Origin of the sequence: Synechocystis sp. FACHB-908 (genome assembly GCF_014698595.1) — a bacterium.
In the GTDB taxonomy this organism is placed as follows: domain Bacteria; phylum Cyanobacteriota; class Cyanobacteriia; order Cyanobacteriales; family Microcystaceae; genus Synechocystis.
In genome coordinates, this window is record NZ_JACJTH010000021.1 from 98,584 (window position 1) to 122,242 (window position 23,659).

25 protein-coding genes and 2 tRNA genes are annotated in these 23,659 nt (G+C 49.6%); 16 read left to right on the forward strand and 11 right to left on the reverse strand.

The window, feature by feature from the left end; genetic code table 11:
* Nucleotides 1-15 precede the first annotated feature (15 nt).
* Nucleotides 16-840, forward strand: a complete 825-nt coding sequence (locus tag H6G46_RS06790) for a biotin--[acetyl-CoA-carboxylase] ligase (RefSeq protein ID WP_010871461.1) — start codon at nt 16-18, stop codon at nt 838-840.
* Nucleotides 841-879: 39 nt separating this feature from the next.
* Nucleotides 880-1,455: a DUF3611 family protein gene (locus H6G46_RS06795; RefSeq protein WP_010871460.1), complete on the forward strand. Its 576-nt coding sequence runs from the start codon at nt 880-882 to the stop codon at nt 1,453-1,455.
* Here the strand turns inward: H6G46_RS06795 and H6G46_RS06800 are convergent.
* Nucleotides 1,406-2,473 (reverse strand): hypothetical protein, encoded by a 1,068-nt coding sequence (locus H6G46_RS06800; protein WP_010871459.1) that lies wholly within the window; start codon nt 2,471-2,473, stop codon nt 1,406-1,408. The genes H6G46_RS06795 and H6G46_RS06800 overlap by 50 nt on opposite strands.
* Nucleotides 2,474-2,624: 151 nt before the next feature.
* Nucleotides 2,625-4,538: a hypothetical protein gene (locus H6G46_RS06805; RefSeq protein ID WP_010871458.1), complete on the reverse strand. Its 1,914-nt coding sequence runs from the start codon at nt 4,536-4,538 to the stop codon at nt 2,625-2,627.
* A 235-nt stretch (nt 4,539-4,773) separates the two neighbouring features.
* Here H6G46_RS06805 and H6G46_RS06810 point away from each other — a divergent pair, with 235 nt between their 5' ends.
* The 4 genes from H6G46_RS06810 (at nt 4,774) to H6G46_RS18460 (ending at nt 7,445) form a co-directional block, all read left to right on the forward strand.
* Nucleotides 4,774-5,160 (forward strand): VOC family protein, encoded by a 387-nt coding sequence (locus tag H6G46_RS06810; protein WP_223211326.1) that lies wholly within the window; start codon nt 4,774-4,776, stop codon nt 5,158-5,160.
* A 126-nt stretch (nt 5,161-5,286) separates the two neighbouring features.
* Entirely contained in the window at nt 5,287-6,465 is a 1,179-nt protein-coding gene (gene cofH, locus H6G46_RS06815) for a 7,8-didemethyl-8-hydroxy-5-deazariboflavin synthase subunit CofH (protein WP_010871456.1), read from the forward strand.
* A gap of 115 nt (nt 6,466-6,580) precedes the next feature.
* Nucleotides 6,581-7,165, forward strand: a complete 585-nt coding sequence (locus H6G46_RS06820) for an HD domain-containing protein (RefSeq protein ID WP_010871455.1) — start codon at nt 6,581-6,583, stop codon at nt 7,163-7,165.
* A 40-nt stretch (nt 7,166-7,205) separates the two neighbouring features.
* Nucleotides 7,206-7,445, forward strand: coding sequence for a hypothetical protein (locus tag H6G46_RS18460; protein ID WP_223211325.1), 240 nt, complete (start codon nt 7,206-7,208; stop codon nt 7,443-7,445).
* Between the two features lie 164 nt (nt 7,446-7,609).
* Here H6G46_RS18460 and H6G46_RS06830 read toward each other — a convergent pair whose 3' ends face one another.
* Nucleotides 7,610-9,283 carry an MASE1 domain-containing protein gene (locus H6G46_RS06830; RefSeq protein ID WP_020861399.1) on the reverse strand — a complete coding sequence of 558 codons (1,674 nt, stop codon included), beginning with the start codon at nt 9,281-9,283 and terminating at the stop codon, nt 7,610-7,612.
* A 181-nt stretch (nt 9,284-9,464) separates the two neighbouring features.
* A tRNA-Thr gene (locus tag H6G46_RS06835) sits at nt 9,465-9,536 on the reverse strand.
* 61 nt (nt 9,537-9,597) lie between these two features.
* Between H6G46_RS06835 and pheA the strand changes: the two genes are divergently transcribed.
* The 4 genes from pheA (at nt 9,598) to H6G46_RS06855 (ending at nt 14,265) form a co-directional block, all read left to right on the forward strand.
* On the forward strand, nt 9,598-10,491 hold the full coding sequence (pheA, locus tag H6G46_RS06840) for a prephenate dehydratase (protein ID WP_010871453.1): 894 nt from the start codon (nt 9,598-9,600) through the stop codon (nt 10,489-10,491).
* 40 nt (nt 10,492-10,531) lie between these two features.
* A complete protein-coding gene (gene nblB, locus H6G46_RS06845) occupies nt 10,532-11,194 on the forward strand; it encodes a phycobilisome degradation protein NblB (RefSeq protein ID WP_010871452.1) in 663 nt (220 codons plus the stop codon).
* 45 nt (nt 11,195-11,239) lie between these two features.
* Entirely contained in the window at nt 11,240-12,178 is a 939-nt protein-coding gene (locus tag H6G46_RS06850) for a glycosyltransferase (RefSeq protein ID WP_010871451.1), read from the forward strand.
* A gap of 317 nt (nt 12,179-12,495) precedes the next feature.
* Nucleotides 12,496-14,265 carry a hypothetical protein gene (locus H6G46_RS06855; RefSeq protein ID WP_010871450.1) on the forward strand — a complete coding sequence of 590 codons (1,770 nt, stop codon included), beginning with the start codon at nt 12,496-12,498 and terminating at the stop codon, nt 14,263-14,265.
* Nucleotides 14,266-14,366: 101 nt separating this feature from the next.
* Here H6G46_RS06855 and H6G46_RS06860 read toward each other — a convergent pair whose 3' ends face one another.
* On the reverse strand, nt 14,367-14,972 hold the full coding sequence (locus H6G46_RS06860) for a thylakoid membrane photosystem I accumulation factor (protein WP_010871449.1): 606 nt from the start codon (nt 14,970-14,972) through the stop codon (nt 14,367-14,369).
* Nucleotides 14,973-15,028: 56 nt separating this feature from the next.
* Between H6G46_RS06860 and H6G46_RS06865 the strand changes: the two genes are divergently transcribed.
* Together H6G46_RS06865 and H6G46_RS06870 are read left to right on the forward strand one after the other, a co-directional pair.
* The gene (locus tag H6G46_RS06865; protein ID WP_010871448.1) at nt 15,029-15,553 is read left to right on the forward strand and encodes a J domain-containing protein; all 525 of its coding nucleotides are present in this window, start codon (nt 15,029-15,031) and stop codon (nt 15,551-15,553) included.
* Between the two features lie 118 nt (nt 15,554-15,671).
* The gene (locus H6G46_RS06870; RefSeq protein WP_223211324.1) at nt 15,672-16,451 is read left to right on the forward strand and encodes a tetratricopeptide repeat protein; all 780 of its coding nucleotides are present in this window, start codon (nt 15,672-15,674) and stop codon (nt 16,449-16,451) included.
* 38 nt (nt 16,452-16,489) lie between these two features.
* On the opposite strand, the gene H6G46_RS06875 is transcribed toward H6G46_RS06870, so the two are convergent.
* From H6G46_RS06875 to H6G46_RS06890, 4 genes are all read right to left on the reverse strand, one after another.
* Nucleotides 16,490-16,777, reverse strand: coding sequence for a DUF2288 domain-containing protein (locus H6G46_RS06875; RefSeq protein WP_010871446.1), 288 nt, complete (start codon nt 16,775-16,777; stop codon nt 16,490-16,492).
* Between the two features lie 224 nt (nt 16,778-17,001).
* Nucleotides 17,002-17,646 (reverse strand): peptide-methionine (S)-S-oxide reductase MsrA, encoded by a 645-nt coding sequence (gene msrA, locus H6G46_RS06880; protein ID WP_010871445.1) that lies wholly within the window; start codon nt 17,644-17,646, stop codon nt 17,002-17,004.
* Nucleotides 17,647-17,701: 55 nt separating this feature from the next.
* Nucleotides 17,702-18,790, reverse strand: coding sequence for an ArsA family ATPase (locus tag H6G46_RS06885; protein WP_010871444.1), 1,089 nt, complete (start codon nt 18,788-18,790; stop codon nt 17,702-17,704).
* Between the two features lie 116 nt (nt 18,791-18,906).
* Nucleotides 18,907-19,104 (reverse strand): DUF2862 domain-containing protein, encoded by a 198-nt coding sequence (locus H6G46_RS06890; RefSeq protein WP_010871443.1) that lies wholly within the window; start codon nt 19,102-19,104, stop codon nt 18,907-18,909.
* 60 nt (nt 19,105-19,164) lie between these two features.
* On the opposite strand from H6G46_RS06890, the gene H6G46_RS06895 reads away from it, so the two are divergent.
* The gene (locus tag H6G46_RS06895; RefSeq protein ID WP_158299066.1) at nt 19,165-19,308 is read left to right on the forward strand and encodes a hypothetical protein; all 144 of its coding nucleotides are present in this window, start codon (nt 19,165-19,167) and stop codon (nt 19,306-19,308) included.
* A 20-nt stretch (nt 19,309-19,328) separates the two neighbouring features.
* On the opposite strand, the gene H6G46_RS06900 is transcribed toward H6G46_RS06895, so the two are convergent.
* A complete protein-coding gene (locus H6G46_RS06900; RefSeq protein ID WP_010871442.1) occupies nt 19,329-20,504 on the reverse strand; it encodes a transaldolase in 1,176 nt (391 codons plus the stop codon).
* Between the two features lie 191 nt (nt 20,505-20,695).
* Between H6G46_RS06900 and H6G46_RS06905 the strand changes: the two genes are divergently transcribed.
* From H6G46_RS06905 to hrcA, 3 genes are all read left to right on the forward strand, one after another.
* Nucleotides 20,696-21,265 carry a shikimate kinase gene (locus H6G46_RS06905; RefSeq protein WP_010871441.1) on the forward strand — a complete coding sequence of 190 codons (570 nt, stop codon included), beginning with the start codon at nt 20,696-20,698 and terminating at the stop codon, nt 21,263-21,265.
* Nucleotides 21,266-21,322: 57 nt separating this feature from the next.
* Nucleotides 21,323-21,407, forward strand: a tRNA-Ser gene (locus tag H6G46_RS06910).
* A gap of 196 nt (nt 21,408-21,603) precedes the next feature.
* Nucleotides 21,604-22,740 carry a heat-inducible transcriptional repressor HrcA gene (gene hrcA / locus H6G46_RS06915; RefSeq protein ID WP_010871440.1) on the forward strand — a complete coding sequence of 379 codons (1,137 nt, stop codon included), beginning with the start codon at nt 21,604-21,606 and terminating at the stop codon, nt 22,738-22,740.
* A gap of 51 nt (nt 22,741-22,791) precedes the next feature.
* Here the strand turns inward: hrcA and cysH are convergent, their stop codons facing one another.
* Nucleotides 22,792-23,541 (reverse strand): phosphoadenosine phosphosulfate reductase, encoded by a 750-nt coding sequence (gene cysH, locus H6G46_RS06920; RefSeq protein WP_010871439.1) that lies wholly within the window; start codon nt 23,539-23,541, stop codon nt 22,792-22,794.
* Between the last annotated feature and the right edge of the window lie 118 nt (nt 23,542-23,659).

The window sequence follows — 23,659 nt, forward strand, 5'->3', positions numbered from 1 at the left end:
CAGGGCAAAATTCCCATGGCGGAAATCAGTGACCCTGGGAACGGGGATTGGCTCGATCAAGCTTGGCAGGAAGACCATGGCCAACCTATATCCCTGGCCCGCCCGGATATCCTCTCTGGGTTAAAGGTCATTGCCCCTGCCTGTACCGACTCCACCAACCAAATACTCTGGGATTTACGACATCAGGGTTATCACCCGCCCCTAGTGGCGATCGCCAGGGAACAAACCGCTGGCCGGGGGCAATGGGGTCGGACTTGGCAGTCTCCTCCGGGGGGATTGTACCTATCTCTGTGGTTAGCCACTGATTTACCAATCAGTTATGGTCCCCATCTAGTTCTATGGAGTGCCTGGGGCATTGCCCACGCGCTGATTCAGCACGGTATTCCAGTGCAAGTTAAATGGCCCAATGACCTGTTATTGAAGGGGAAAAAATTAGCTGGCATTAAAACCGAAAGCAAAATCAATGGGAACAGAATCACCGCCGCCATCATTGGGGTGGGCATTAACTGGACTAACCCAGTACCAGCCACTGGCATTGCCCTAGGGCCCTTTTGTGAAGCGGAATCAATCCAGAGTATCAACAGTCTGACGGATTTAGCTGAAATTACCCTGGCGGGGCTCACCCTTGGTTGGCATCGTTACCAAAGAGAAGGCATTGCAGGCATTTTGGTAGATTATCTCCAATTATTTGCCCATCGGGGCCGGGAAATTAGCCTAACCCAGGGAGTTGGCATAATTGAATCCGTCACCGCCCAGGGAGAATTGGTGGTGCTGATTGGTCAACGACGGGAAATAATCCTCCCCGGCACCGTCAGTCTGGACTACGATCACGCCGGATAACGGCTAAAATACTTACAAGTCAACGCCTATGCCCCCACCATGAACCGACGCAACACCGAATTGGCCAATCCCATTCCCCAGGCCGCCTTGCGGGCCTCCGTAGACTTGACCACCTGGGGCAATATCGGCTTTTGGGTGCAGATTGTTTTGGGAGCCTTTTCCGTAGTCACGTTTTTGTTTGCTGGTTTTAGTCTAAGTGGCCCCAACCGCACTACAGGTATTGAAGCGGGCATCCTTTCAGCCTTTATTTCCATTGTCCTGTTGGGGTTTGGCATTTTCTTTTCCACTCGCTACCGTCGCTTAGGGCGTAACCTCAAGGACTCGGAGGCCACTAAGCATCCCCGCCGGGCCGATATTCTCAAACTGATTCGTATTGGCTTAATCATCAACTTAGTGGGCATGGGTACCGCCATCATTGGGGGAGCGGCCATGAGTGGCATTGTGTTGGGGAAAGCCCTCAGTGTACCACCGGGAACCTTTGCCTCCGCCGCTGACCCCAACCGCTTTGTTCAGTCTACGGATCTCCTCGCTATTCAGGCCAACATCAACACCATCATTGCCCACTTCACTGGTTTGTTGTCGTCCCTGTGGTTGCTAGACCGTCTGAACAAGTAATTTTTAAACGCACTGTGTTGTTGCCATCCTCATCCAGGGGCACTTCAATCACTTCCTGGGTGAGACTTTCAATAGCCGTCAACAGGGAACGCAGGTTGGGGGTACTAGCTCCGGTGTCCACATAGAGGCGATCGGACAAAGTCGCTAAACGCTTCCAGGTGGTGAACAGTTTACCTACGGATTGTTCTAGTTGGGTGGCCTGTTTGAGCAAATCCGCCGCAGTGTTGAGGCAATCCAACCGTAGGGCTTCCTGTAAAGCCAGTTCCATATCCAGCGGAAAAGCTTTCAGGGTTTGCACCTTGGCCGCCGCATCCAAATATTTAGACAAATTACGGGCGGAAGTGGTGAGATATTTAACCGTGTCCACATCGGGGGAGGCGATCGCCTCTTCCTGGAGGGCTTGCAAATGGGTTTCTGGTACTTTTTCTAGTTCCTTCACCAGGGGGGCTAAGTGTCGGGGGGAGACGGTGCCATCGGTGGCTTTTTCCTTGAGCACATCGGGCAAGAGTTCCGAGCTCATGGCAGTCCACTCATCGGCCAACTGCTTCACTTCCCGTCGGGTAATGCGATCGCCGTTATGGGCCGCATCACTGACTAACTTTTGCACCTCCGGATCAGCCTTAGCGGTTTCCACAAAGGCCCGTTTGCTGAAATTGTTGATGGAATTGGGGTCTAATTGTCCTTCAGTGATTAAAGTATCGGCACTATTGGCCAGCTGAATGAGGGCATAGGCCTGGGCTTTGGAAATTTCCCGTTGCTTGAGCCAATTTAAAAAGCCAGTGCCCCGACCTTCACCACCAATTTTTTCTCGGTCCCGCACCGCCCGGAGAATGCGACCCCGCCAGATTTCCGTTTGCAGATCAAAGCGCTCACACAGTTGCCAAAAATCCTCCAACTGTTGCTGAAACTCGTGCTCTTGGATCTCTTCGTCCGCAGGATCGGGCAGTGCAAAGTTAATGTCAGCGGGAATTTCCAGCGCGGCGGTAATGGCTTCAGGGGAAGGCGCAAGCTCAACCATAGGGCTAATCTTTAATCTGGTTAATGTTTGGGGACAGCAGAGCAACTGCTTAGGGAAAGCAATGATTGCCAAAGCCTTACCAAGCTATCACAAGGGGGAGATCTTCCTGGTCGGTCGTCCCAAAATAGGGCTAAGACAGTCCTATCAGGGGTTAATTTTGCGGACTCTCCAGGGGAGGCAATTCTGATTCCGTCGACAAAGGAGACTCAACCCTAGGGGCAGGGGGAGCGACGGGGGTAAGGGGAACCGGGGAAGGTTGGTTAAAACTGCGCCATTCCTGCAAAAAGCTTTGGGCACTGTTATAGGCGGCGCTTTCAGCCGGAATTTGCTGGAGGGCACGGATAGCCTGCTGGTAGTTACCAGACTGGGCTTGTTCCTGGGCTAGGGATAAAATTTGATAGCTCCAATTGTTGACCAACTGCAACCTTTGACCACCAACATCGCTACTACGGGGGACTTGGCGAATCAGTTGCACCGCCTGGCCAAGGGAATCCACGGTTCGGGAAGATGCCAATTCCTGGGCCCTCCTCAGGTTGTTTTGGGCGTTAATTTCTGCTTGCCAACGGCTAATTTGCAGACGGGCTTCCCCGGACAGGGCCCGGTTTCCTTCTATTTGACGGGCGGTACTAATGGCCGCTTCATAATTTTGGGCATTGGCCAAGGCGATCGCCTGGTCGAGGATGGGTTGGTCAATGCGACGCTGGATGGTGGCCTGCCATTGATTAATGCTTTGGCGGGCTTCGGAATATAAAGCTCGGCCCCTGCCAATCCGTTCCGCTTGCTGAATAGCCTGTTCTAGATTGCCCCCATTAGCCAATTCCCTTGCCTGCCGCAAAATCGGCCGGTCTTCATCAATTTGGATGCGCTCTGTCCAGTTGGCAATGTCCCGGGCCGCTTCTTGATGACGGGGGTTATCCGGGGTAATTAATTTGGCTTGGGCGATCGCCTGGTTGAGGGCGCTGACGGTCCCAATTTCAGCGGTGTTGCGGGCCTGGGCCAACTGTTGTAGAGCAGTTTCTTCCTGACGCCAATCCTTAACCAGTTCCTGGGCGAGGGCATAGTAGGGGCGACTACTATCCGTCAACTTTTCTGCGGTGGTAATGGCCAATCCTAAACCTTCCACTGTGCCCATTTGAGCTTCCAAACCGGCTGTGGCGAGAATTTGCCAATCATTTAAATCTTGGGCGGGAAAGTAAGATTCCGGCAAACGACTCAGGGTACTGTTCAAAGTTTGCCAATCTTGACCCTCAATCATGGTTTCAATGGAGCCGGTTAATTTATCCACCGCTTGGGCGATTAATTTCTGCGCTTCTTGGTAGGCGTAGCTATCTTTGGGAATTTTGGCCGCATCTTCGATCGCCTTGAGCCAATTATCCGTACCTCCCCGGCGCAGAATGCGATAGGCATTGTCTAATTTACTACTTTCCTCCTGGGCAATTTGAATATTGCGGATAGCTTGGTCGTATTTGGTGGTAGCCCAAAAGGTGTTATCCAGATTCAACAAACGCACCGCATTGCGAAAGGCACTATTCCAACGGGAATTGCGTAGATCATTTTCCACTTCGCCATAGATGGTTTCCCCTTCCTGCCAAAGGCCCCGCCAAGCGGCAATCCTTTCCTCCACCAAGTCGTAGGCCTGCACATGGTCGGGAATTTTCTCCGCTGCGGCGATCGCCTCTTCCAGTAGTCCTTTTTGGAAAAAATCCTCGGCCAAATCCAATAAATCCGTGGCCCAGGCTTCAATATTACGGTTCACCTCCACCGCCAGGGGATGATCCTTGGGCAAGGCTGCCAAAAGATTAATGGCCCGCAACAGCCCATCAACGGTTTTTTCTTCCGCCGATAACTGGGCACAGTAAAGCCGCATGGACGCCGAAGCCACCGGCCAAAACACCCGGTTACATTGGGGACTTTTGGGCAAAACCAACAACCAATTGGTGGAAGCCAGACCGATTCCCCCCGACATCAAAATCAGAAAAATCGCCCAAAACTGAAGGGGCAACCGTTGCAGTGGCAGACCAGACTGGAAATAGCGGGCAATAGGGAGGTTAAAGGTCTTATTCATCTGCAATTACAGGGGAAAAACTAGTCAGCTACGGCCACCTAGGCGATCGCCAGCTAGGGTCAAACAAAACCGAGTTACTAATTGGCACCACATTTTTTCTGGCCAATCTTAACATTACTTGACCTGAGAGGATTTTAACCCAGAGATGGCGCTAGGCTGGGGTCAGACTGCTTTGCCCCGGCCATTTTCTGAGGAGGCAACCCGGTCAAAGTTAACCGTACTCCTAAAGTTAGCAATGGGGCACAGCGCCATGGTTTTCTGCAAAAAAGCTTTTCTCACCATTGGTGCTGTTAATTTTGCTGAAGTGGTGGCTTTTTATCAATCTCTTCTGGAACAAGAACCCCAGCCCTACTCCCCCGGACGTTATGGTGAATTTCAGTTGCCAGGGATGGTATTGGCAATTTTTTCCCCCCACCCAGACCATGCCCAGGAATTTTCCTGTTCTGACCGTAGTGGCTTTAGCCTTTGTTTAGAAGTGGCTGATTTACCCACGGCGATCGCCAGCATTGGTAAGTTCCATCTCCCTATCGCTGAAAACAACATTACCTATGCCAGCCACGGGCGAGAAATTTATCTTTATGATCCAGCGGGAAATCGTCTCATTCTCCACGAAAATTGTTAGGGCTTGTTTAGAAAATGGCTTGAAGTTGAGCCCAACCAGGCGATCGCCAATTTGAAAAAAGGCATCGGGCAAAACTGAGGTTACACTGTGGAAGACCGCCCATCTTTCCTTCCCTAACCCAGGCCAATGGTGCTATCTACCGTCAACCTTACCCTGATTGAAGAACTGGCCGCCCAAGCCCTGGCCCTGGAAGATTTGACTCCTGAGCAGGGTTTGCTACTCTTGCAATGTGATGATCCCGGAGGTTGGGAGGTGATCCGGCAATACGGCGATCGCCTACGGCGGAAATTGGTAGGGGAAACGGTCACCTATGTGGTCAATCGCAACATTAATTTCACCAATATTTGCGAGCAACATTGTAATTTTTGCGCTTTTCGTCGGGATGACGGACAAACGGGAGCCTACTGGTTAACCGACTCGGAAATTTTCAACAAAACTAAGGGCGCAGTGGCCCAGGGAGCAACGGAAATTTGTCTCCAGGGGGGGTTAAATCCCCAGGCAAAAATTAATGGTTCCAGCTTGGCCTATTACGTCAACTTAGTCGAAACCATCAAGGGACAATTTCCCCAGCTCCATCTCCACGGCTTTTCTCCCCAGGAAATTCAATTTATCGCCCGCCAGGATGGTTTGACCTATGGAGAAGTGTTAATGGCCCTCAAATTCTCTGGGTTGGATTCCTTACCCGGCACGGCAGCAGAAGTATTGGTGGACCGGGTAAGGCGTATTATTTGCCCGGAAAAAATCGATAGTCAGACTTGGTTGGAGATCATCGGTTTAGCCCATCGCCACGGTTTACCCACCACCAGTACCCTCATGGCAGGGCACGTTGAAACCCCAGAGGAGATTATTACCCACCTCGATCGCCTACGCCAAAGGCAACAAACAAGTCTAGCCCAAGGTTATGCCGCCAGTATTACTGAATTTATCCTCCTGCCCTTTGTGGGGGAAAAAGCGCCCCCTAGCCTGAGGAAAAGGGTCGGCAGAGACCAGCCGGATTTAGATCAAGCCCTACAAATTATGGCGATTGCCCGTTTGTATCTAGGAAAATGGATTGTCAATCACCAACCAAGCTGGGTCAAACTGGGGCTGACGGGAGCCACCACCGCTTTGGAATGGGGCTGTAATGATTTGGGCGGAACCCTGATGGAAGAACACATCACCACCATGGCCGGGGCTAAAGGGGGAACCTGTCTGACCGCCACCCAACTGCAGAATGCCATCATCTCCACTGGTCGCCCCTATCAACAACGCACTACCCTCTATGAACATCTCAACGCGAATTTAAATAAAATTGGACTAAAATAAATCCTGAGGAAGTTTAAGCAGGTAATTACCTAATTTCCACCTTCCTCTTCCCTTTGTTTGAGTTAGCTACAGCGGATCTTTACCTGGATTAGCAAGATTGGCATTAGTAATTTCCATGAATCGATCAAATCCTACTCCTCTCACTGCCCGCTTTGGTGATGCTCTGGTATTGGCCAACCAACTACACGCCGAACAATGCCGCAAAGGTTCCCGGGTGCCCTACATCAGTCATTTGTTGGGGGTGACAGCCCTGGTATTGGAAATGGGAGGCAGTGAAGATGAGGCGATCGCCGCTTTGCTCCATGATGCAGTGGAAGACCAAGGGGGCATGGAAACCCTGGCCATGATCGAAAATCAATTTGGCCGAACGGTGGCGGCTTTAGTCCGAGACTGTTCAGACAGTACCACCACACCCAAGCCTCCCTGGGAACAACGAAAGCAAGAACATTTGGAAAAAATGCGTCAGGCTTCCCTAGCGGTGCTGAAAATTTCCTTGGCAGATAACCTCCACAATGCCCGCACCATCGCCATTGATTTACGTCGCCATGGAGATGAAATTTGGCAAAAGTTTAATCGGGGTAAATCCGGCATTCTTTGGTACTATCAATCCATCTGGAGCATTTACCAAGACCGTAACCCCAATGCTTGGTCCAATGAGTTGATTGATATCATCGACGGCTGGCGCTATGGCAAATTGTGATGATTTTTAGCAAAAGTATTGTAGATAAAGAATCATGAAAATGGCTAAATCAACCGTCACTTACTGGAACCCGTTAACTTCAAACAATCAAAACGAGTGGCATCCCATCGAAGGTCTTGAAGGCATGGCCAAAGAAATAACACTGAGTATCGATGGTGAAACAGGTGAATATACCCGTTTAACCCGCTTTTTTCCCAAGGCCGACACAACACCGTTGGGAAGCAAAAGTCATGACTATCCCGAAGAGGTATTTATCGTGAGCGGTCGCCTATATGATTAAGCCTTTGAGATGTGGTTAGAAACCGGCCACTATGCTAGCAGACCCCCCGGCGAAATTCATGGGCCTTTTAAAACAGAGGAAGGATGTGTGGTTCTTGAAGTGTCTTTCCCAAACAAAATAGGTAATCCGCCCAATGCCTAACTGGGGCGGTGAATGATGTTGGTTCACTCCTCAGCATGGTCGAAAAGAAAATATTGATTCCTGCCTGCCTGCTTTGCACAATACAAAGCTTGGTCTGCTTGTTTGAGCAAGGTTTCCTTGCTACTGGCAAATCTAGAATGGGCTACAGCGATGCCAATGCTACAGGTGACATTGCCGGCCAGATCAACTGCGTGGTGGGAAATATTTCTGGTTTGTAGGGCAGTTTTAATTCTTTGGGCAATGGCGATCGCCCCGAACTGGTCTACCTCCGGCAAGACTAAGACAAACTCTTCCCCTCCGTAACGGGCGACAAAATCAGATCCTGGTTGACGGATACAGCATTGCAATATTTGGGCAATCTCCGCGAGGCAAATGTCTCCCTGACTGTGGCCATAATGGTCGTTATAGAGCTTGAAATGGTCCACATCCACCATCATCACCGTTAGACTCTTGCCCCTCCCCAGGAAAATCTGCCATTCTTCAGCAAATTGTTGCTCAAAATAACGACGGTTAGGGATACGGGTTAGACCGTCAATGTGGGCTAATTTATTAAGTTCAATATTGGCCAATTCCAAGGATTTGTTAGCAGCAGCCAACTTGTCAGTTCTTTTCTGCACTTCATTTTCTAAATTTTTTACTGCCCGGGAGAGGGATTGTTGGGCAATTTTCTTTTCTTGAATAATAGCGGAGAAAAACAATGCTGTCATGGAAATGACCGCCGTAAACAGTTGGAGAAATATAATCGAGTTATTGCCGGAATCTTGGTTGAATAAACCTTGGCCTTGGGCAGTGGCAAAAATAGCAAAAAAAGCAAAGAAAGCAACAAAAATACTGGCAAAGAAGTCACCAAAATGAAAGACCACAAATAGAATTAGTGGCAAAAACATGTAGGCGACGGGGAAGGAATGATAAAACGATAGAAACCAAACCAAAAAAGTTAAAACAAGGGAGATAACTAGCTTAGTGTTGAAAAAATGATGACGACGAAAATGATAAAATCGAATATTAATTAACACTGGTGTGAAGACAATAATTGCCAGCACACTATTGGACCACCAAGTTATCCAGGAATAGAAAAAGTTTTCCCGAGCAATAATGCCCATTAAAAGTAAAGTGGTAACACCAATAACCGCAGACAAAAACGGACCAATTATGGCCCCCTGAACAAACGCAAGGGTGGTGGAAACCCTTTGGAATGGATTGAGGATAGCCAACGGTTCTTGTATGCTGTCACTGTCTTTGATAATGGTCACAGATTCCTTTTGGGCAACTGATATCAGTTTATTTTTTAGCCAGAGATCCCCTATAAAGGGCTGAAGAGTATTGGCAAAGGCAAAAGCTGTTTCCAAGACCAGAAATTGAGCAATACTAGGGGGCGGATCAAAGGTAGAAAGTACTGAAACTAAACCCAACACTGAGCCAAGAATAATGCCGGGGGTAACCCAATGACCAAAGTGAAAAAACACACCAAAGGTGAGGGCAGAAGGAAACCAAACAGGGGAAATTCTTCCCGGCAATAGAGTGCTAACTAACTGGTCGCTCAGCCTAATTCCTACAACATAAAACAGAGCTACCAGAAGATTTAAAAGAATATTATGTAGGAGGGGATTCTGCCAAAAACTCGCACTGCCACTGCCCTTAATCCAGCGAACCAGTTCATGACGATGAATCGGAGCCCAGTAATCCTGTCTGGCCATAATTGCACTGCCCCCACAGCCTAAAATTTCCCGACGCTTCAGTGTGTCAATTCGTCGAGGGCCTTGTGGTATAGCACCCGACATTAGAGTAAGTATAGGCCTAATTGCTTAGACTTTTTATCTGTTCTAAAAAGACTGGAGCAAATTTAGGGAAAATTGTGTAGGCGGACTGAAAAAACAAAGCCGAAGATGGGATTTGAACCCACGGCCAACTGATTACGAATCAGCTACTCTACCACTGAGCTACTTCGGCGCAACCTAATTCCACTGCAAAATGATAACATTTTCTGTACCAGCTTTCCTGGGGAGAATTTATGCCGCCATTGGTCGTTGCACATTTGGGGCCAAGGGGAACCAACACGGAAACCGTCGCCCTGGTTTATGGGGAACAGCATCAGGAGCGCACTGGGCAGGCGGTGGAGTTTTTTCCCTGTCCCAGCATTGGCAAAACCCTGGAGGCGGCGGCCCAACGCTTGGTGGATGTGGCGATCGTGCCGGTGGAGAATTCGACGGAAGGAGGCATTGCCATTACCCTGGACTGCCTTTGGGCGGCGGAAAATTTAAAAATACAACAGGAATTAGTGCTGCCCATTACCCATGTTTTGCTCAGCCGGGGAAAACTTTTGGCGGATTTAACCAAGGTTGTGTCCCATCCCCAAGCCCTGGGGCAATGCCAGAAATGGTTGGGGGCTCATCTTCCCCAGGTAAGTTTGGTGCCGGCCAATTCCACCACTGAAGCGATTCAGATTATTGGTGATGACCCCACAGCGGCGGCGATCGCCTCTCCTAGGGCCGCCACCCTATTCGATCTTTCTGTACTACAAACGGACATTCAAGATTATCCTGACAATTGCACTCGCTTCTGGGCGATCAGTTCAGAGGGTTATCTTGCTGGAAGCCATACCACCCTTGCCTTTAGTGTTCCCCGCAATGTGCCCGGAGCCCTAGTAGCTCCCCTGCAACTCCTGGCCCAGAGGAATATTAACCTGAGTCGCATTGAATCCCGCCCCACCAAAAGGTCTTTGGGGGAATATGTTTTTTTTATGGATTTAGAAGCCAGCCAAACGGAACCCAGACTCCAGGAAGCCCTAGAAAAGCTCAAACAATACACAGAAGTGCTTAAAATTTTTGGCAGCTACCCCACAAAAGTCCTACAATTGGCAGACCTCCAGCATTTCCATCCACCAGGCTGGTCCAGCCCGTCTTAATTCCTAACCCTAGCCCTTAGTTGATTTTTCCAATCTTGTTATGAGTGATTCCCTCACCGCCATCAAAGCATTACTGGGTTCGGATAATTTTAGTGATAAAGTCCGGGGCTTGAATCAATTGCGGGCCCTGGAGCCGGCCGAAGCTTTTCCCCTGCTGAAACCTTTGGTTAACGATGCCAATCCCCGCATCCGCTATGCCGCTGTTAGTCAACTGGATCCGGTGGGTAAAGCCGATTTGGAACAATCATTGCAACTCCTGCGCGATCGGCTGTTTAACGATCCGGAAATTGATGTGCAATCGGTGGCCGCCGACGTGATTGGGGGGCTAAAATTAACCGCCGCCTACCCTGACTTGCAAAAAGCCTACGAAGAAACTCCTGAATGGCTCTTGCAGATGAGCATTGTGGCCACCCTGGGGGAAATGGGCGATCGCCGGGGCTTCGACCTGCTGAAAATCGCCCTTGATTCTGAGAATAGCTTGATTAGAACGGCGGCCATCAGTGCGTTGGGAGAATTGGGCAACCCGGAAGCCCTACCTCTGCTTGCCTCCTTAGTACAAGACGAAGACTGGCAAGTGCGCTATCGTTTAGCCCTGGCGGTGGGTCATCTAGAACATCCCGATCGCCAAAGCCTACTGCAACAGTTGGCTCAGGATCAGGTGGAACAGGTGGCCAACACAGCTCAGGAATTATTGACCGCCTAGGCTAAGTTAAGCTGGAAGGTCCCTTGAAAATGCCTGGGTTTATTTATGTTTTTCAGTGTTGTCATTCCCACCTATAATCGTCTGCCGATCCTGGAAAAATGCCTACGGGCCCTGGAACAACAAACCTTTGACGAAACCTTAATTTCAGGCTACGAAATTGTGGTGGTGGATGACGGCTCCACCGATGGCACCCTAGCCTGGCTAGATGGACATTGCCAGGGATTTCCCCATGTCCGAACCTGGGAACAGGACCACCAGGGGCCCGCTGCCGCCCGGAATCTTGGGGTTAAGGAAGCCGCCGGGGACACCATCATTTTTATTGACAGTGATTTGGTGGTGACGGACATTTTTCTCCAAGCCCATGCCGAAGGTTTACAACGGGGCCAAAAACAATACAATTCAGACCGGGTTTTTACCTATGGGGCCGTGGTCAATACCTGTAACTTTGACTCTCCCCAATCGGAACCCTACAAACTCACTGATTATTCCGCCGCCTTCTTTGCCACTGGCAACGTGGCGATCGCCAAGCAATGGTTACTAGAAGCAGGCTTATTTGACACTGGCTTTCAACTGTATGGCTGGGAAGATTTGGAATTGGGAGTCAGACTGAAAAATTTAGGTCTAAAACTCGTTAAATGCCCCCGGGCAGTGGGCTATCATTGGCATCCTCCCTTCAGTTTGCAACAAATCCCCAAATTAATCGACCAGGAAATACAACGGGGGCGTATGGGGGTTTTATTTTACCAAAAACATCCCACCTGGGAAGTGCGGCTGATGATTCAAATGACTCGGCTCCATTGGTTTCTATGGGGATTACTCTCCTTAGGGGGACGCTTGAATGAAAAAACAATGGCCCCACTCCTCCAATGGCTCATTGACCATGATCGCCCCCAACTAGCCCTAGAAATTGCCCGAATTTTCCTCAATTGGTATAACGTTCAAGGGGTATATGCCGCCTTTGCAGAAAGTCAAAGCTCCCATTAAAGCAAGTTGAAGTAATGCAAATCTAATAGGTTTGGCAACGTTTGTGGGTAAAATACCGACAAATTTTTCGTGGCTTGCGGCGGTAATTCTTAAGAAATTTTGACTTAGGAGCATCGCTTTCCCAAAATTCCCTATCATTTAAGCTAATCTTGCTCATTCAATTTAGTTACACACTGTTACAGTGAATTGAGTCTTTTAGCTCAGCTCAACAAAGACTGATTTTTCCCGTTGGTCAACCAGACTAACAACCCGTTACTGCTGAGCTCCTTGGTCGGAATGGGTATTTTCTAACTTAACTGTCACTTTGGAGACATTACATGGAAACTTTATCTTTGGTGTTGGCGGTAATCATTGGGCTAGTCGTTGGTTTTGCCGGCACCTATTTCACCCTGGTTACCAAACTTCAGAAAAAGTTGGATAGCACCAAAAGCAAACTGGGCCGTGCCAAAAGTGCCAGTGAAGATACCGAAACTCTCCAATTTCAGTTGGAAGCCCAAAAAGCCGAAACCCAAGCCCTCCAAGCTAGATTGGAATCTCTGGAGTCCAGCCATCGTAACCAGTTAGACGAGCTTCAAACAGCCCAAGCGGCGGCCCTGGCCCAGTTGACGGCAGAAAAAACAGCTTTGGAAGATGAGCTCCAGTCCCTCAGGGAAAGTGGGCCGGCAGAAGAACAACGGCCCCTCGACCAGAGTGATGAAGTTGCCGCCCTGCAAGCTCAGTTGTTGGCCATGGAGCAGGAACACCAAGCCAGAGTCCAAGCCCTCCAGAACCAATACCAGGCTGAAATTGAATCGCTTCAGCAAGCCCAACCCTCGGTAGAAGAGCAGGAAGAACCGTTAGCCGAGGAGGAATCCTTTGATGCCGATGTTGCTCCTCCGGCGATCGCCGAATTTACCGAAGTCCCAGGGGAAGAATTTATTCCGGCGGCCGAACCCGTAGCAGAATTCATGGAGGCCACTGTCACGGAAGAAACGCCTGAAATAGCGGAAATTACTCCAGAACAGGAAGAGAATTGGGTTGATGCTCCTCCCACAGCAGAACTGGAAACCGAACCTTTAGACTACCAGGGGCCAGTAGGGGAACCCATGGTGGAGGAAGAAACGTTTTCCCCCTTTGATGCTCCCCCCACTGAAACCACCGAGGTAGAGGCGGAAGCTGATTTGGAAAACTGGGTTGATGCCCCCCCAGAAGCCTCCCTACCAGATATGGACTTTGGTGGTGGGGAAGAAAATTTTGAGCCCATGGACTTGGCAACGGAATTGCCTGATATCAATGATGAGGGCATCACCAACCCAGGACAACAACTAGCAGAGCTATCCAGTGTGGAAACACCAGAAGCGGCGGAAACGGAACAAAGTAGTGATCAATTTTTAGCCGAGTTAACCGAAGAACAGTCAGCCCCTGAACTCCCTTTATTCAGCGAAACCCCGGCGGAAACTGAGACTCTGGGAGAATTGGAAGACCTTGGTGACGATCTTTCCTTCACATCCGACTCCGGTGATGACTTGAATCTGTCTGAAGATCTACTGGCAAGTCTGGGCACAGATACTCCAGCCCCTGAGCTAACCACTGAAGAGATTTTGCCGGGGGATGGGGACGCTGAAGCCGATGACCTCGACTTTCTTTTGGAATTGCAAACAGAAGAGACGGAGCTTTTTCCCGGACAGAATGAGGATGAGTTCCTACCGGAGTTTTCCAATGAAGAACCCATCAGCGCCGGTTTTGTCGGCATGGAGACATTAGGGGAGGGCAGTGGTGATTTTCCTGACCTGCTGGAGCTCAACCCGGAAACCCATGGGGGAGATCCTTTCATCAATATTTTAGATGAAGATCCCAATTCCTCTGACAACGATTTGCTGGCCCTACTGCAAACCGATGAAGGCAATGCAAACCAAGCTGAGTTACACGAGGATGATGATCTTTTTCCCGGTTTAGCGGACATGCTCGGAGAAGCCCCCTCCAGTGGAAGTGGCGAGTTAGATGACTTGGATGCCTTGTTGAGTGACACCAGCTCCCCCGGTGCCGATGCTGTAATCTCAACTTCCCTAGACGATTTTGACTTCGGCCCGGACGACCATGACCCCTAGACTTTTTCCCCTAAATTTCCGGTAACAAATTGACCTTAAAGCGGATAAACCCAACTAACTTTACTGGGCTTATCCGTTTTTTTGTTGTCGGAAAGAATGAGTTAATCGACTAATTCACTATTGAATTCGTTATAGGTACGCTGTTTCAGTTCCATGGACTCGGAACGGGGCAATAAATCAAATAAATCCCGGAGAACATCATCCACTACTTCAAACTTAAGTGCTCCCTGGGCGTCGAAGATTTTTTTGCCGCTTTTGTCTAGAATTACCGTCTGGGGTACCCCACCGCTGTAGTAATAGCCAGGCTCATCGCGACGGAAACGCTTTTGGTCGGGAATGCTGTCAACGGAAACGGGAATAATGCTAGCAACCCGACCGTAAAATTCCTGCATACGGGAAACGATGAAAGCATACTGTTTGCAATCTTTACTGTCATCGAGGTAATAAACCAAAATAACCGGCAATTTGCGTTCAAAGGATTCTCTTAGGTTTAAGCGGGGCGGCACCAGGGAACCATTGCCGGCATATACAACAAAAATATTGCCATCGTAACGGTCATCTTCCAAAGCGGCGATCGCCGTACCGTGATCGGACAGGGAAAAGGGCAGAGTGCCCCAGATTCCCAGCAGTAACATAGCAAAAGCAAGGGAAACTATGAGAAAGCGGCGACAACGGGCCAGCCATGGCAAACACACAGACATAATCATCGTGGAAAAAACTCAGTCTAAAATAGGGCAAAGTCTTTCCCAATGTAAACTTTCCCGTGTCTTCTAATCCCCATTCCACCCAATCTCGACCCCGACCGGGAGTGGCCCCTTCTCCTTTTGCCGACAGTTATTACGGTGTTTTGGAACTACACCCCGCCGCTTCCCCGGTGGCCATCCGTCGAGCCTACCGGGAATTAAGCAAGCGCTACCATCCAGACACTACCCTATTAACCCCAGACATTGCCACGGTCAAATTTCAGCGCTTGAATGAGGCTTATGCTGTATTGAGCAATCCTGATCGCCGTTCTGTGTACGACTTGCAAATTGGCTATTCCCGTTGGAATGTGATTCAGGTACCGCCGGATCCCCTCCAAGGGCAAAATTCGGCCGCATCAACAAGCTTGGGAAGAAATTCCGCCTATTTGGATGCTAGTGATCGCCCTTTGTCGGCGGGGGAGTTTTTTGCGCTGGCTCTGTTGGGTTTAACCCTGGGGGGCTGTTTGGCCTTGGCCCTGTTAATTGCCTGGCTGAGGGGGGATCCATTGGTAATTCCCAGCTTGTTACCATGGTTCATCAACTAAGGGAGTTTAATTTCATTCATTCCAAACGAATTCCATTGCCCATGGCAAGTAGATTGCCCTAATCTAGGCCAACTACCCACCTCCGCCCATTGACCTGATGTTAATTTTGAAAAATTCTATGGCATCCCCCCATCCTTTTCCCTGGCCCCAACGCTTCACCGTCATGGCTTTAACCTTTGCCTGGGGCTTGAGCTTGCCCGTGTTGGCCCAAACTAAGTCAGCGGTGCAATGGTACAACGATGGGGTGGACAAACTAGCGGCGCAAAATTTCTCCGGGGCGATCGCCGATTTTACCGAATCCATCAAACTCAATGACCAGGACGCCGATGCCTATTACAACCGGGGCTATGCCAAGCACGTTTTGGGGCAATACCAGGCGGCCATTACGGACTACAACCAGGCCATTAGTTTAAATCCTGAATTTGCCTATGCCCTGGGTAACCGTTGTTATGCTTATTTTTTACTGAGTCAGTACGACAAAGCCATTCAAGATTGCAGCAATGCCATCGAAATTAATCCCAACTATGCGGACTTTTATGTTTATCGGGGTAACTCCCAGTCCCAATTAGGCAATGAAACTACGGCGATCGCCGACTATAACGATGCCATTCGCATTAATGCCCAACATGCCAATGCCTATTACAACCGGGCGTTGACCCATAATCGTCTCAAGCAAGACCAACAAGCCTTAGCGGATTATAACCAAAGCATTCAGTTGGATCCCGACTCCGCTGAAGCCTATTTCAATCGAGGGTTAACCCAATATCGTCTGGGAGATGAACCCAAGGCGATCGCCGATTTAACCAAGGCCGCCGAATTATTCAACGCCCAAGAGAAAAAGGACATGGCCCAAAAAGCGGAAGCTATCCTGACCCAAATCCGGGCCATTGATGCTTAGGCTGTACTTTTTAAGACCTGTAGTTAAAGACCCTCAATTCAACCGGGTTGTACTAACACATAGGGTTGCACAATCAGGGTTTGAAATTCCCGTTCTGGATCATCGTTCCAATCGGTCAATTCCTTCTCCGTGGGCTTATGGATCAATAATTCGCTAATCCAATGGTTGACTTGGTTAACTTCATCCTTGGCGATCGCCAGACCAACGGAGAGCAAATCTAAACTACTATCCACCACAATCACCGCATCCCGTTTGGCGTGGGGAATAATGGTGCCCCAATCCATGGGGGCTAGTTCTTCTTGTAACTGTTTTTGAATATCGGTCATTGATTTTGTTCAGTAATTTCTCTGGTAGTTAGCCAAAGCCCACTATTTTTGTCCTTCTGAAGGTCGCTTTTGCCAATTTTCTTGCCTATTAAAGGAGGGGCTGAGAGTGGATTGACAGTCATTTAGGGCCTTGTTAAGCCCTTGCTGGACGACCATGGTGATCGTCCTAGACTGCTTATAACTAGACAAAAGTAAGTCTTGATTTAAACAAGGTTTACTAACCCCTAACTTTGGGCTTTTAATTTATCGCTATACTGCTGACGAAATTTTCGGAGTTTGGGCAAATCATGGACCAACACATAGGGATGGGCCGGATTCCGTTGGACAAAATCCTGGTGATAATCCTCCGCTGGATAAAAGGCATCAAAGTCATTCACCTCCGTGGCGATCGCCTGGTCAAAGGCCTGACTTTCCTCTAGTTGGTCAATGTAAGCTTGGGCCACCTGCTTTTGCTCAGGAGTGGTGGCAAAAATGGCCGAACGATATTGACGACCCTGGTCTACGCCCTGGCGGTTAACTTGGGTGGGGTCATGGCCGACGGAAAAGAAAATTTTCAGCAGTTCGCCGTAACTTACCTGGGCGGGGTCATAAACAATTTCAATGGATTCCGCATGGTCCGTGCCGCCACCACTCACCCTGGCATAGTTGGCCGTGGCTTCAGTGCCGCCGCTGTAGCCGGTTTGCACATCCTTAACACCCCGCACTTCCTCAAACATGGCCTCCAGTCCCCAAAAACAGCCCCCGGCAAAAACGGCTTTTTCGGTGCCCCTTGCCGTTGTAGAGACCGGGTTAATGTCCACCACTGGGTCGGGAATAACCTTGGAAAAAGGACTGATGAGAAAGCTACCCACGGCGATCGCCAACCCCACCAGGGCCAGGGTGAACCAAAAACCACGCCGACGCAGGGATTGGGTCAAGTTAACACTAAAAACTAACAATTAAATATCCTCCTTGGAATTTGGCTCCCGTCACTCCCTTACCCCGTAGATTCCCCGGTAAGTCAATGTTGCGCCGCTGATCCCCCGCTTCAATGGTTAACTCCGGCCCGGACTGGGTTAATTTCACCTGACGTTTATCAAAACCGGGCAAAAATACCTTCACCTGGCGGGCGTTAACGTCAATTTCCAATGGTCGGGGAGCCGACCCCATGGCCTGGGGATTAGGGAGCGCATCCATCAGGGGTTGCCAGTTACCTTGGTTGTAACTTGGTAGAGCCGCAATGAGCAACGGATCAAATAAATTTGCATCTAAACTGCCATTACCCAAGGGAGTTTGAATCACGCCCTTTACTGTTACTCCGACTTGCTGGGCCCCACCCCAATAGCTCTGGGCTGCTTTTTGCGCCAGGGAATCAGTGCTAGTAACCAAATAGGCGGCAAACCGATTGGGGTCGGCGATCGCCGCTTTACCTTGTTGCAATAAATTTTGGGGGCCATCGGGATGGTTGAGCATTTGGTCTGGACTCCAGTTCACACTCAGCACCGCACTGGCCACGGGTTGCACAAAGGGGGAAAGGGTCTGCACCACTTCCGAATCCGCCAATACTTTCTGGAAACGCCGCCAATACCAACTGGCAATTTCGGGAATGCCCAACATTCTCAGAGTGGAGAGGTTACCGGGGCCGTCGTAAATCAGCACGTCATAGCGACCACTGAGTTCGTATTCCCGCAGGGCATTGAGCACCAACACTTCGTCCATGCCCGGCAGAACTCCTAATTCTTCCCCATAGATATTTTTCAGCGCCGGCGATCGCAGATACTGGGCTTCCACTTCCTTGAGCTTTTCCCAGCCTCTTTCCAGCAGATGGGTGGAACTAAGTAGTAAACCATCAACGTTCGCCTCCACCCCCTGGGCCGTTTCCGACAGAGTTATGCCCCATTGCCAGGCCAAACTAGGATCCTGCCCCAGCACCAGTACCCTCTGACCCGCTTGGGCCAGTTTTTTAGCCGCGGCGATCGCCACCGTGGTGCGGCCAACACCGCCTTTCCCTAAAAAAGTCAGAACTAACGCCACAGCAATTTCCTAGAATCCAGCAAAAATAATAAAGATTCCCGAATCAAACCGTAAAAACACTTCAACGGCGATCGGGAAAAGTAGTCAAAACCAATGGGGGAGAGCAAAACCAGTTATTAAATCGCTTTGAGCTCATCCTCAAAAAACCAGGTGGCGGTGCGGTCATCAAAGGAAACCACCGCTCCAATGCCACTGCCATCGGTCATTTTAAAATCCTTAACAACACCGACTTTACCTAGTTTACCCACCACATCGGGGGAAACCCGGTCCCGCAGACGGTAAACCTTAACTTTTTGACCTATTTCAATCGTCATATTGCTTAAATAGTGGTTAAGTAAAGAAACATTGCAATCCCCCCCAGTTTAGCGGAATCTGTGCCCTCCCTCGCCCCCAAACTGAGGGCAACTCAGCAAAATAATGGTGCTGTGATTAACTGGGGAGAAACTACAACGGCGGCCATGGCAAAAAGCCCCGTTGAGGACAGCAAAAGAGGGGATGGTTTTCCCCAATACTTTTAAGGGCTGGGCCCTGAGAACACCTAACCAACAGAGGCTAAACGGAAAGCGGCTCCCAACCCAGCGGACATTTCAGCGGCGGTGATTTTGCCATCATGGTCCCGGTCTAGGGCATCAAAAACCACATCGGTGCCGGCCCATTCCTCCCTGGTAATAAAACCGTCCCCATCTAGATCATAGGCATGGAAAATTTCCTCTGCCCCATGTTTGATGTGCTCTTGGCCATCGAGAACTTTTAACCTTTCTTCCAATAAATGTTCCAACACCTCCAGAGCCTTGGTGAAACCGGCAATGCCTTCGGCCAGTTTTTCCGAGGCCATCGGATCTTCGGCATGCATTTTGTCGAAGGTGGCCTTGTCCATAACAATTTTTTCAATGTCCTGGGGCACCGTGGCGGGGTCGAGTTTGCGAGGTAAATCCCCTTCGGTGTTCCGCAGTTGATCCAACAGTTGGGGGGAAATGGTCAACAGGTCACAGCCGGCCAGTTCGATGATTTCGCCAATGTTACGGAAGCTGGCTCCCATCACTTCAGTTTTGTAACCAAAGCGTTTGTAGTAGTTGTAAATGGTTGTAACAGACTGTACCCCTGGGTCTTCGTGGCTGTCATATTCCTTGCCAGTACTTTTTTTGTACCAATCCAAAATGCGTCCCACAAAGGGGGAAATTAGGGTGACTTTGGCTTCGGCACAGGCGATCGCCTGGTGGAGACCGAATAGTAGAGTAAGGTTACAGTGAATACCTTCTTGTTCCAATACTTCTGCAGCCTTAATACCCTCCCAAGTGGAAGCAATTTTGATCAGAATGCGTTTTTTATCAATGCCAGCTTTGGCATATTCCCCAATTAGGTAGCGAGCTTTGGCAATGGTGGCTTCCGTGTCGTAGGAAAGGCGGGCATCAACTTCCGTAGAAACCCGGCCGGGGATAATTTGCAGAATTTTGAGGCCAAAAGCCACCGCCAAACGGTCAAAGGCCAATCGGACAATGTCTTTAATAGATGCATTTTCCCCAGCTTCGTCCTTAGCTTTGAGCAGGGTGCTGTCCACAATTTCCTGGTACTGGGGCATCTGGGCCGCCGCCGTAATCAAAGAAGGATTAGTGGTGGAATCCCTGGGGGTAAAGGTTTCAATGGCTTGGATGTCGCCGGTGTCGGCCACCACCACTGTAAATTGGCGCAGTTGTTCGAGGAGATTCTTACCCATAATGGCGATTAAACAAGTTCAACGTCTTTCCCTCCAATGGTAATGGTGATTCCCGAAAGCGAGCCTTCTTTGGACATCAAGATAATTTAAGCTAGGGAACGCCGATGCGTTGCCGAACCCTAGGGGGCAAATTGGCTTCGGACTGACATCCAATTACTGTTCACTATTTTTCAACCTCTGTAACTTTTGCCATGGCCCAGGATCTAATCAAAGAACAATTACAAGGCGTTAACCTGTTTCTGATCGGCATGATGGGCAGTGGTAAATCCACCGTCGGGCCGTTGTTGGCAGAACAGTTGGGGTACCGTTTTTTCGATGCGGATGTGTTGATTGAGCGGGTGGCTGGCAAGGCGATCGCCGACATTTTTGCGGAGGATGGGGAAGATACTTTTCGGGATTTGGAGACGGAAGTGTTGGGACATCTGGCGGCCCAAACCAGAAGCGTCATTGCCACCGGGGGCGGAGTGGTGCTCCGACGACAAAATTGGAGTTATCTACACCATGGCCTGGTCATTTGGCTTGATGGTTCCCTGGAATTACTTTTGGCCAGGCTCCAGGGAGATGAAGCAAGACCCCTGCTCCAGGTGGAAAATCTGGAAGAACGGTTAGGAAATTTATTGGCCCAACGGCAACCCCTCTACGCCCAGGCGGATCTCCGGTTTCCCCTGCAGGCAGACCAAGATCCTCTGGCGATCGCCGGAGAATTACTGGCCACTATTCCAGGACTGCTTAAACCCCAATGCAGTGCCGAACAAAATTGACCGGGCAATGTCCCTAGGACGGCCATGGTAAGATGATTAACTAATCTTTGACCCCCTGGAGAGGTGGCAGAGTGGTCGAATGCGCCCGACTTGAAATCGGGTTTGGGGAAACTCAACGTGGGTTCGAATCCCACCCTCTCCGCTTGCTTAACTTTCACTTTTAATTGATGGGATATAATCCAGGGCACACCAGCAACGGCCCAAGCAAATCCTGGGTAATTATTTTATAATCTAATTTTTTTAAGAATCCTTTATAGACTTTTAACTCTGAACCCAATTTATCTATCCCGACAACAACCGTTTTAACATCTAGTCTTTAGCCCGCAATTTAGGAAACAATGGTGAAGCCCCTCCGCTTAAACGATCGCCATCAGCAAATTCTCCGCGCCACCGTCCAGCACTACATCGCCACCGCCGAGCCTGTGGGCTCCCATACCCTGGCCCAGGAATATCAATTTGCTGTCAGTTCCGCCACCATTCGCAATGCCCTCGGCCAACTAGAAAAAGCGGGTTTACTCTACCAACCCCATGTCTCCGCCGGGCGGGTTCCCTCCGATTCCGGTTACCGCATTTATGTTGATAATCTTTTGACCTGGAGCGATCGCCAGAGCCGCACGGTTAAACAACGACTGGAAAACGAAATTAATGGTGATAATTGGCATTTTGAAGCCCTGATCCAGAGAATGGGGCAAATTTTGGCAGGCTTGAGCGGTTATATCGCCCTGATTACTTTTCCCCAAACGGAAACGGTGCAATTGCGGCATTTACAGTTAATGCTGTTACCGTCCCATCAGATATTAATTATTCTGGTGACCGACAGCTATCACACCCATTCCGCTACCCTAGATTTACCCGCTGCCATGGAAGCAAAGGAAGAGGGAGAATTGGAACAGGAATTGGCAATTTTCTCCAACTTTCTCAATGCCCAATTGCGGGGAAAAAACCTTTCTGAGTTGAGCCATTTAAATTGGCAAGAGCTAGACCAAAAATTTAGTATCTATGCCGATTTTCTCAAAGGCTTACAACAACAAATCAAGCCCCTCCTGCAACGGCGCATGGCGGGCCCCTTAGTGGTTCATGGGGTTTCTAAGGTAATCCAACAACCAGAGTTTTCCCAGTTGGAACAGGTACAAATGCTGTTGTCTTTGTTAGAACAGGAACAGGATAAATTATTTTCCCTGCTGTTCGACCCCGATAACTATGGAGATAATCTGGCTAACTTGGGTCAGGAAATGAATTTGCTAACCGGGGAAACTATGCCTAAAACCCGCCCAGTGGTGACCATCCGCATTGGCGCAGAAAACCCGCTGGAATCCATGCATCCTTGCACGTTGGTGTCCGCCATTTATCGCCAACAAGAGATTCCCATGGGAAGTGTGAGCATTTTGGGACCTACCCGCATGGTGTATCAACAAACCATTCCCTTGGTAGAACAGGCCGCTGAATGTTTATCGGAAGCATTGAGCAAAAATTAAGCCTCTCTCCAGGCAACAGGTTAGTAGAGCTTTCGAGTGCCATTGACTGCCCTACAAAGCACTGGAATCCAAACTCTGGCCAGCTTCCGGGGACAGGGGTAAATGTAAACCACATTCCTGTTTGAGGCCGTGGAAACGGGTATCCCTTTCATCTTCATCGTGGGCCATCAGGGGCCGGCTAGAATGCCAATCCCCCACAGAGACGTAACCCTGGTCAAAAAACGGATGGTAGGGTAAATCGTGGGCGGTGAGATATTCGTAAACCATCTTAGAATTCCAGTCCAAAATGGGGAGAACTTTATACTGATTACCCTGGAGATCCACTGGTTTCAAATTCTGGCGGTGCCGAGTTTGATCCCTCCTTAACCCCGTCAACCAGGCGATCGCCTCTAGTTCTTTTAATGCCCTCTGCATCGGTTCAACTTTGCGGATTTGATCATAACGGTTGAGGGATTCCACGTCTTTTTGTTGCCAGAGCTTGCCGTACAGAGCTTCCATGCGAGCTGGGCTGAGGGGAGATTGGTAAACCTTTAAATTTAGCTGTAGCCGTCCGGTCAACTGATCCGCAAATTGATAGGTTTCCAGCGGTAAATAGCCCGTGTCAATCCAGATAACAGGAATATTGGGCACAATGCTAGTCACTAAATGGAGCATCACCGCCGCCTGAATGCCAAAACTAGTACTCATCACCAAGCCAGGGCCAAAGGTTTGGGCCGCCCAGGTAATGATCTGTTGGGCGGTGGCATTTTCCAGCTCCGTTTGTAAGGTGGGTAGATCGAGCTTAGTCAGAGTATGGGACATCAGTGGGTGATGGAAAATATTTATGTAAGAGTATAGGTAACAGATTAAAGTGGCGACAGAGTTAGGGAGTAAGCATGAAGCCTAGCTTAAACTCAACTTCTCTTGGTTGTAGGTAGTT

What these genes read in the sequence shown, in the direction of transcription:
- H6G46_RS06790 (WP_010871461.1), top strand. Translation starts at nt 16, where the DNA reads ATGGCGGAAATCAGTGACCCTGGGAACGGGGATTGGCTCGATCAAGCT.
- H6G46_RS06795 (WP_010871460.1), top strand. Translation starts at nt 880, where the DNA reads ATGAACCGACGCAACACCGAATTGGCCAATCCCATTCCCCAGGCCGCC.
- H6G46_RS06800 (WP_010871459.1), bottom strand. Translation starts at nt 2,473, where the DNA reads ATGGTTGAGCTTGCGCCTTCCCCTGAAGCCATTACCGCCGCGCTGGAA.
- H6G46_RS06805 (WP_010871458.1), bottom strand. Translation starts at nt 4,538, where the DNA reads ATGAATAAGACCTTTAACCTCCCTATTGCCCGCTATTTCCAGTCTGGT.
- H6G46_RS06810 (WP_223211326.1), top strand. Translation starts at nt 4,774, where the DNA reads ATGGGGCACAGCGCCATGGTTTTCTGCAAAAAAGCTTTTCTCACCATT.
- cofH (WP_010871456.1), top strand. Translation starts at nt 5,287, where the DNA reads ATGGTGCTATCTACCGTCAACCTTACCCTGATTGAAGAACTGGCCGCC.
- H6G46_RS06820 (WP_010871455.1), top strand. Translation starts at nt 6,581, where the DNA reads ATGAATCGATCAAATCCTACTCCTCTCACTGCCCGCTTTGGTGATGCT.
- H6G46_RS18460 (WP_223211325.1), top strand. Translation starts at nt 7,206, where the DNA reads ATGGCTAAATCAACCGTCACTTACTGGAACCCGTTAACTTCAAACAAT.
- H6G46_RS06830 (WP_020861399.1), bottom strand. Translation starts at nt 9,283, where the DNA reads ATGGCCAGACAGGATTACTGGGCTCCGATTCATCGTCATGAACTGGTT.
- pheA (WP_010871453.1), top strand. Translation starts at nt 9,598, where the DNA reads ATGCCGCCATTGGTCGTTGCACATTTGGGGCCAAGGGGAACCAACACG.
- nblB (WP_010871452.1), top strand. Translation starts at nt 10,532, where the DNA reads ATGAGTGATTCCCTCACCGCCATCAAAGCATTACTGGGTTCGGATAAT.
- H6G46_RS06850 (WP_010871451.1), top strand. Translation starts at nt 11,240, where the DNA reads ATGTTTTTCAGTGTTGTCATTCCCACCTATAATCGTCTGCCGATCCTG.
- H6G46_RS06855 (WP_010871450.1), top strand. Translation starts at nt 12,496, where the DNA reads ATGGAAACTTTATCTTTGGTGTTGGCGGTAATCATTGGGCTAGTCGTT.
- H6G46_RS06860 (WP_010871449.1), bottom strand. Translation starts at nt 14,972, where the DNA reads ATGATTATGTCTGTGTGTTTGCCATGGCTGGCCCGTTGTCGCCGCTTT.
- H6G46_RS06870 (WP_223211324.1), top strand. Translation starts at nt 15,672, where the DNA reads ATGGCATCCCCCCATCCTTTTCCCTGGCCCCAACGCTTCACCGTCATG.
- H6G46_RS06875 (WP_010871446.1), bottom strand. Translation starts at nt 16,777, where the DNA reads ATGACCGATATTCAAAAACAGTTACAAGAAGAACTAGCCCCCATGGAT.
- H6G46_RS06890 (WP_010871443.1), bottom strand. Translation starts at nt 19,104, where the DNA reads ATGACGATTGAAATAGGTCAAAAAGTTAAGGTTTACCGTCTGCGGGAC.
- H6G46_RS06900 (WP_010871442.1), bottom strand. Translation starts at nt 20,504, where the DNA reads ATGGGTAAGAATCTCCTCGAACAACTGCGCCAATTTACAGTGGTGGTG.
- H6G46_RS06905 (WP_010871441.1), top strand. Translation starts at nt 20,696, where the DNA reads ATGGCCCAGGATCTAATCAAAGAACAATTACAAGGCGTTAACCTGTTT.
- hrcA (WP_010871440.1), top strand. Translation starts at nt 21,604, where the DNA reads ATGGTGAAGCCCCTCCGCTTAAACGATCGCCATCAGCAAATTCTCCGC.
- cysH (WP_010871439.1), bottom strand. Translation starts at nt 23,541, where the DNA reads ATGTCCCATACTCTGACTAAGCTCGATCTACCCACCTTACAAACGGAG.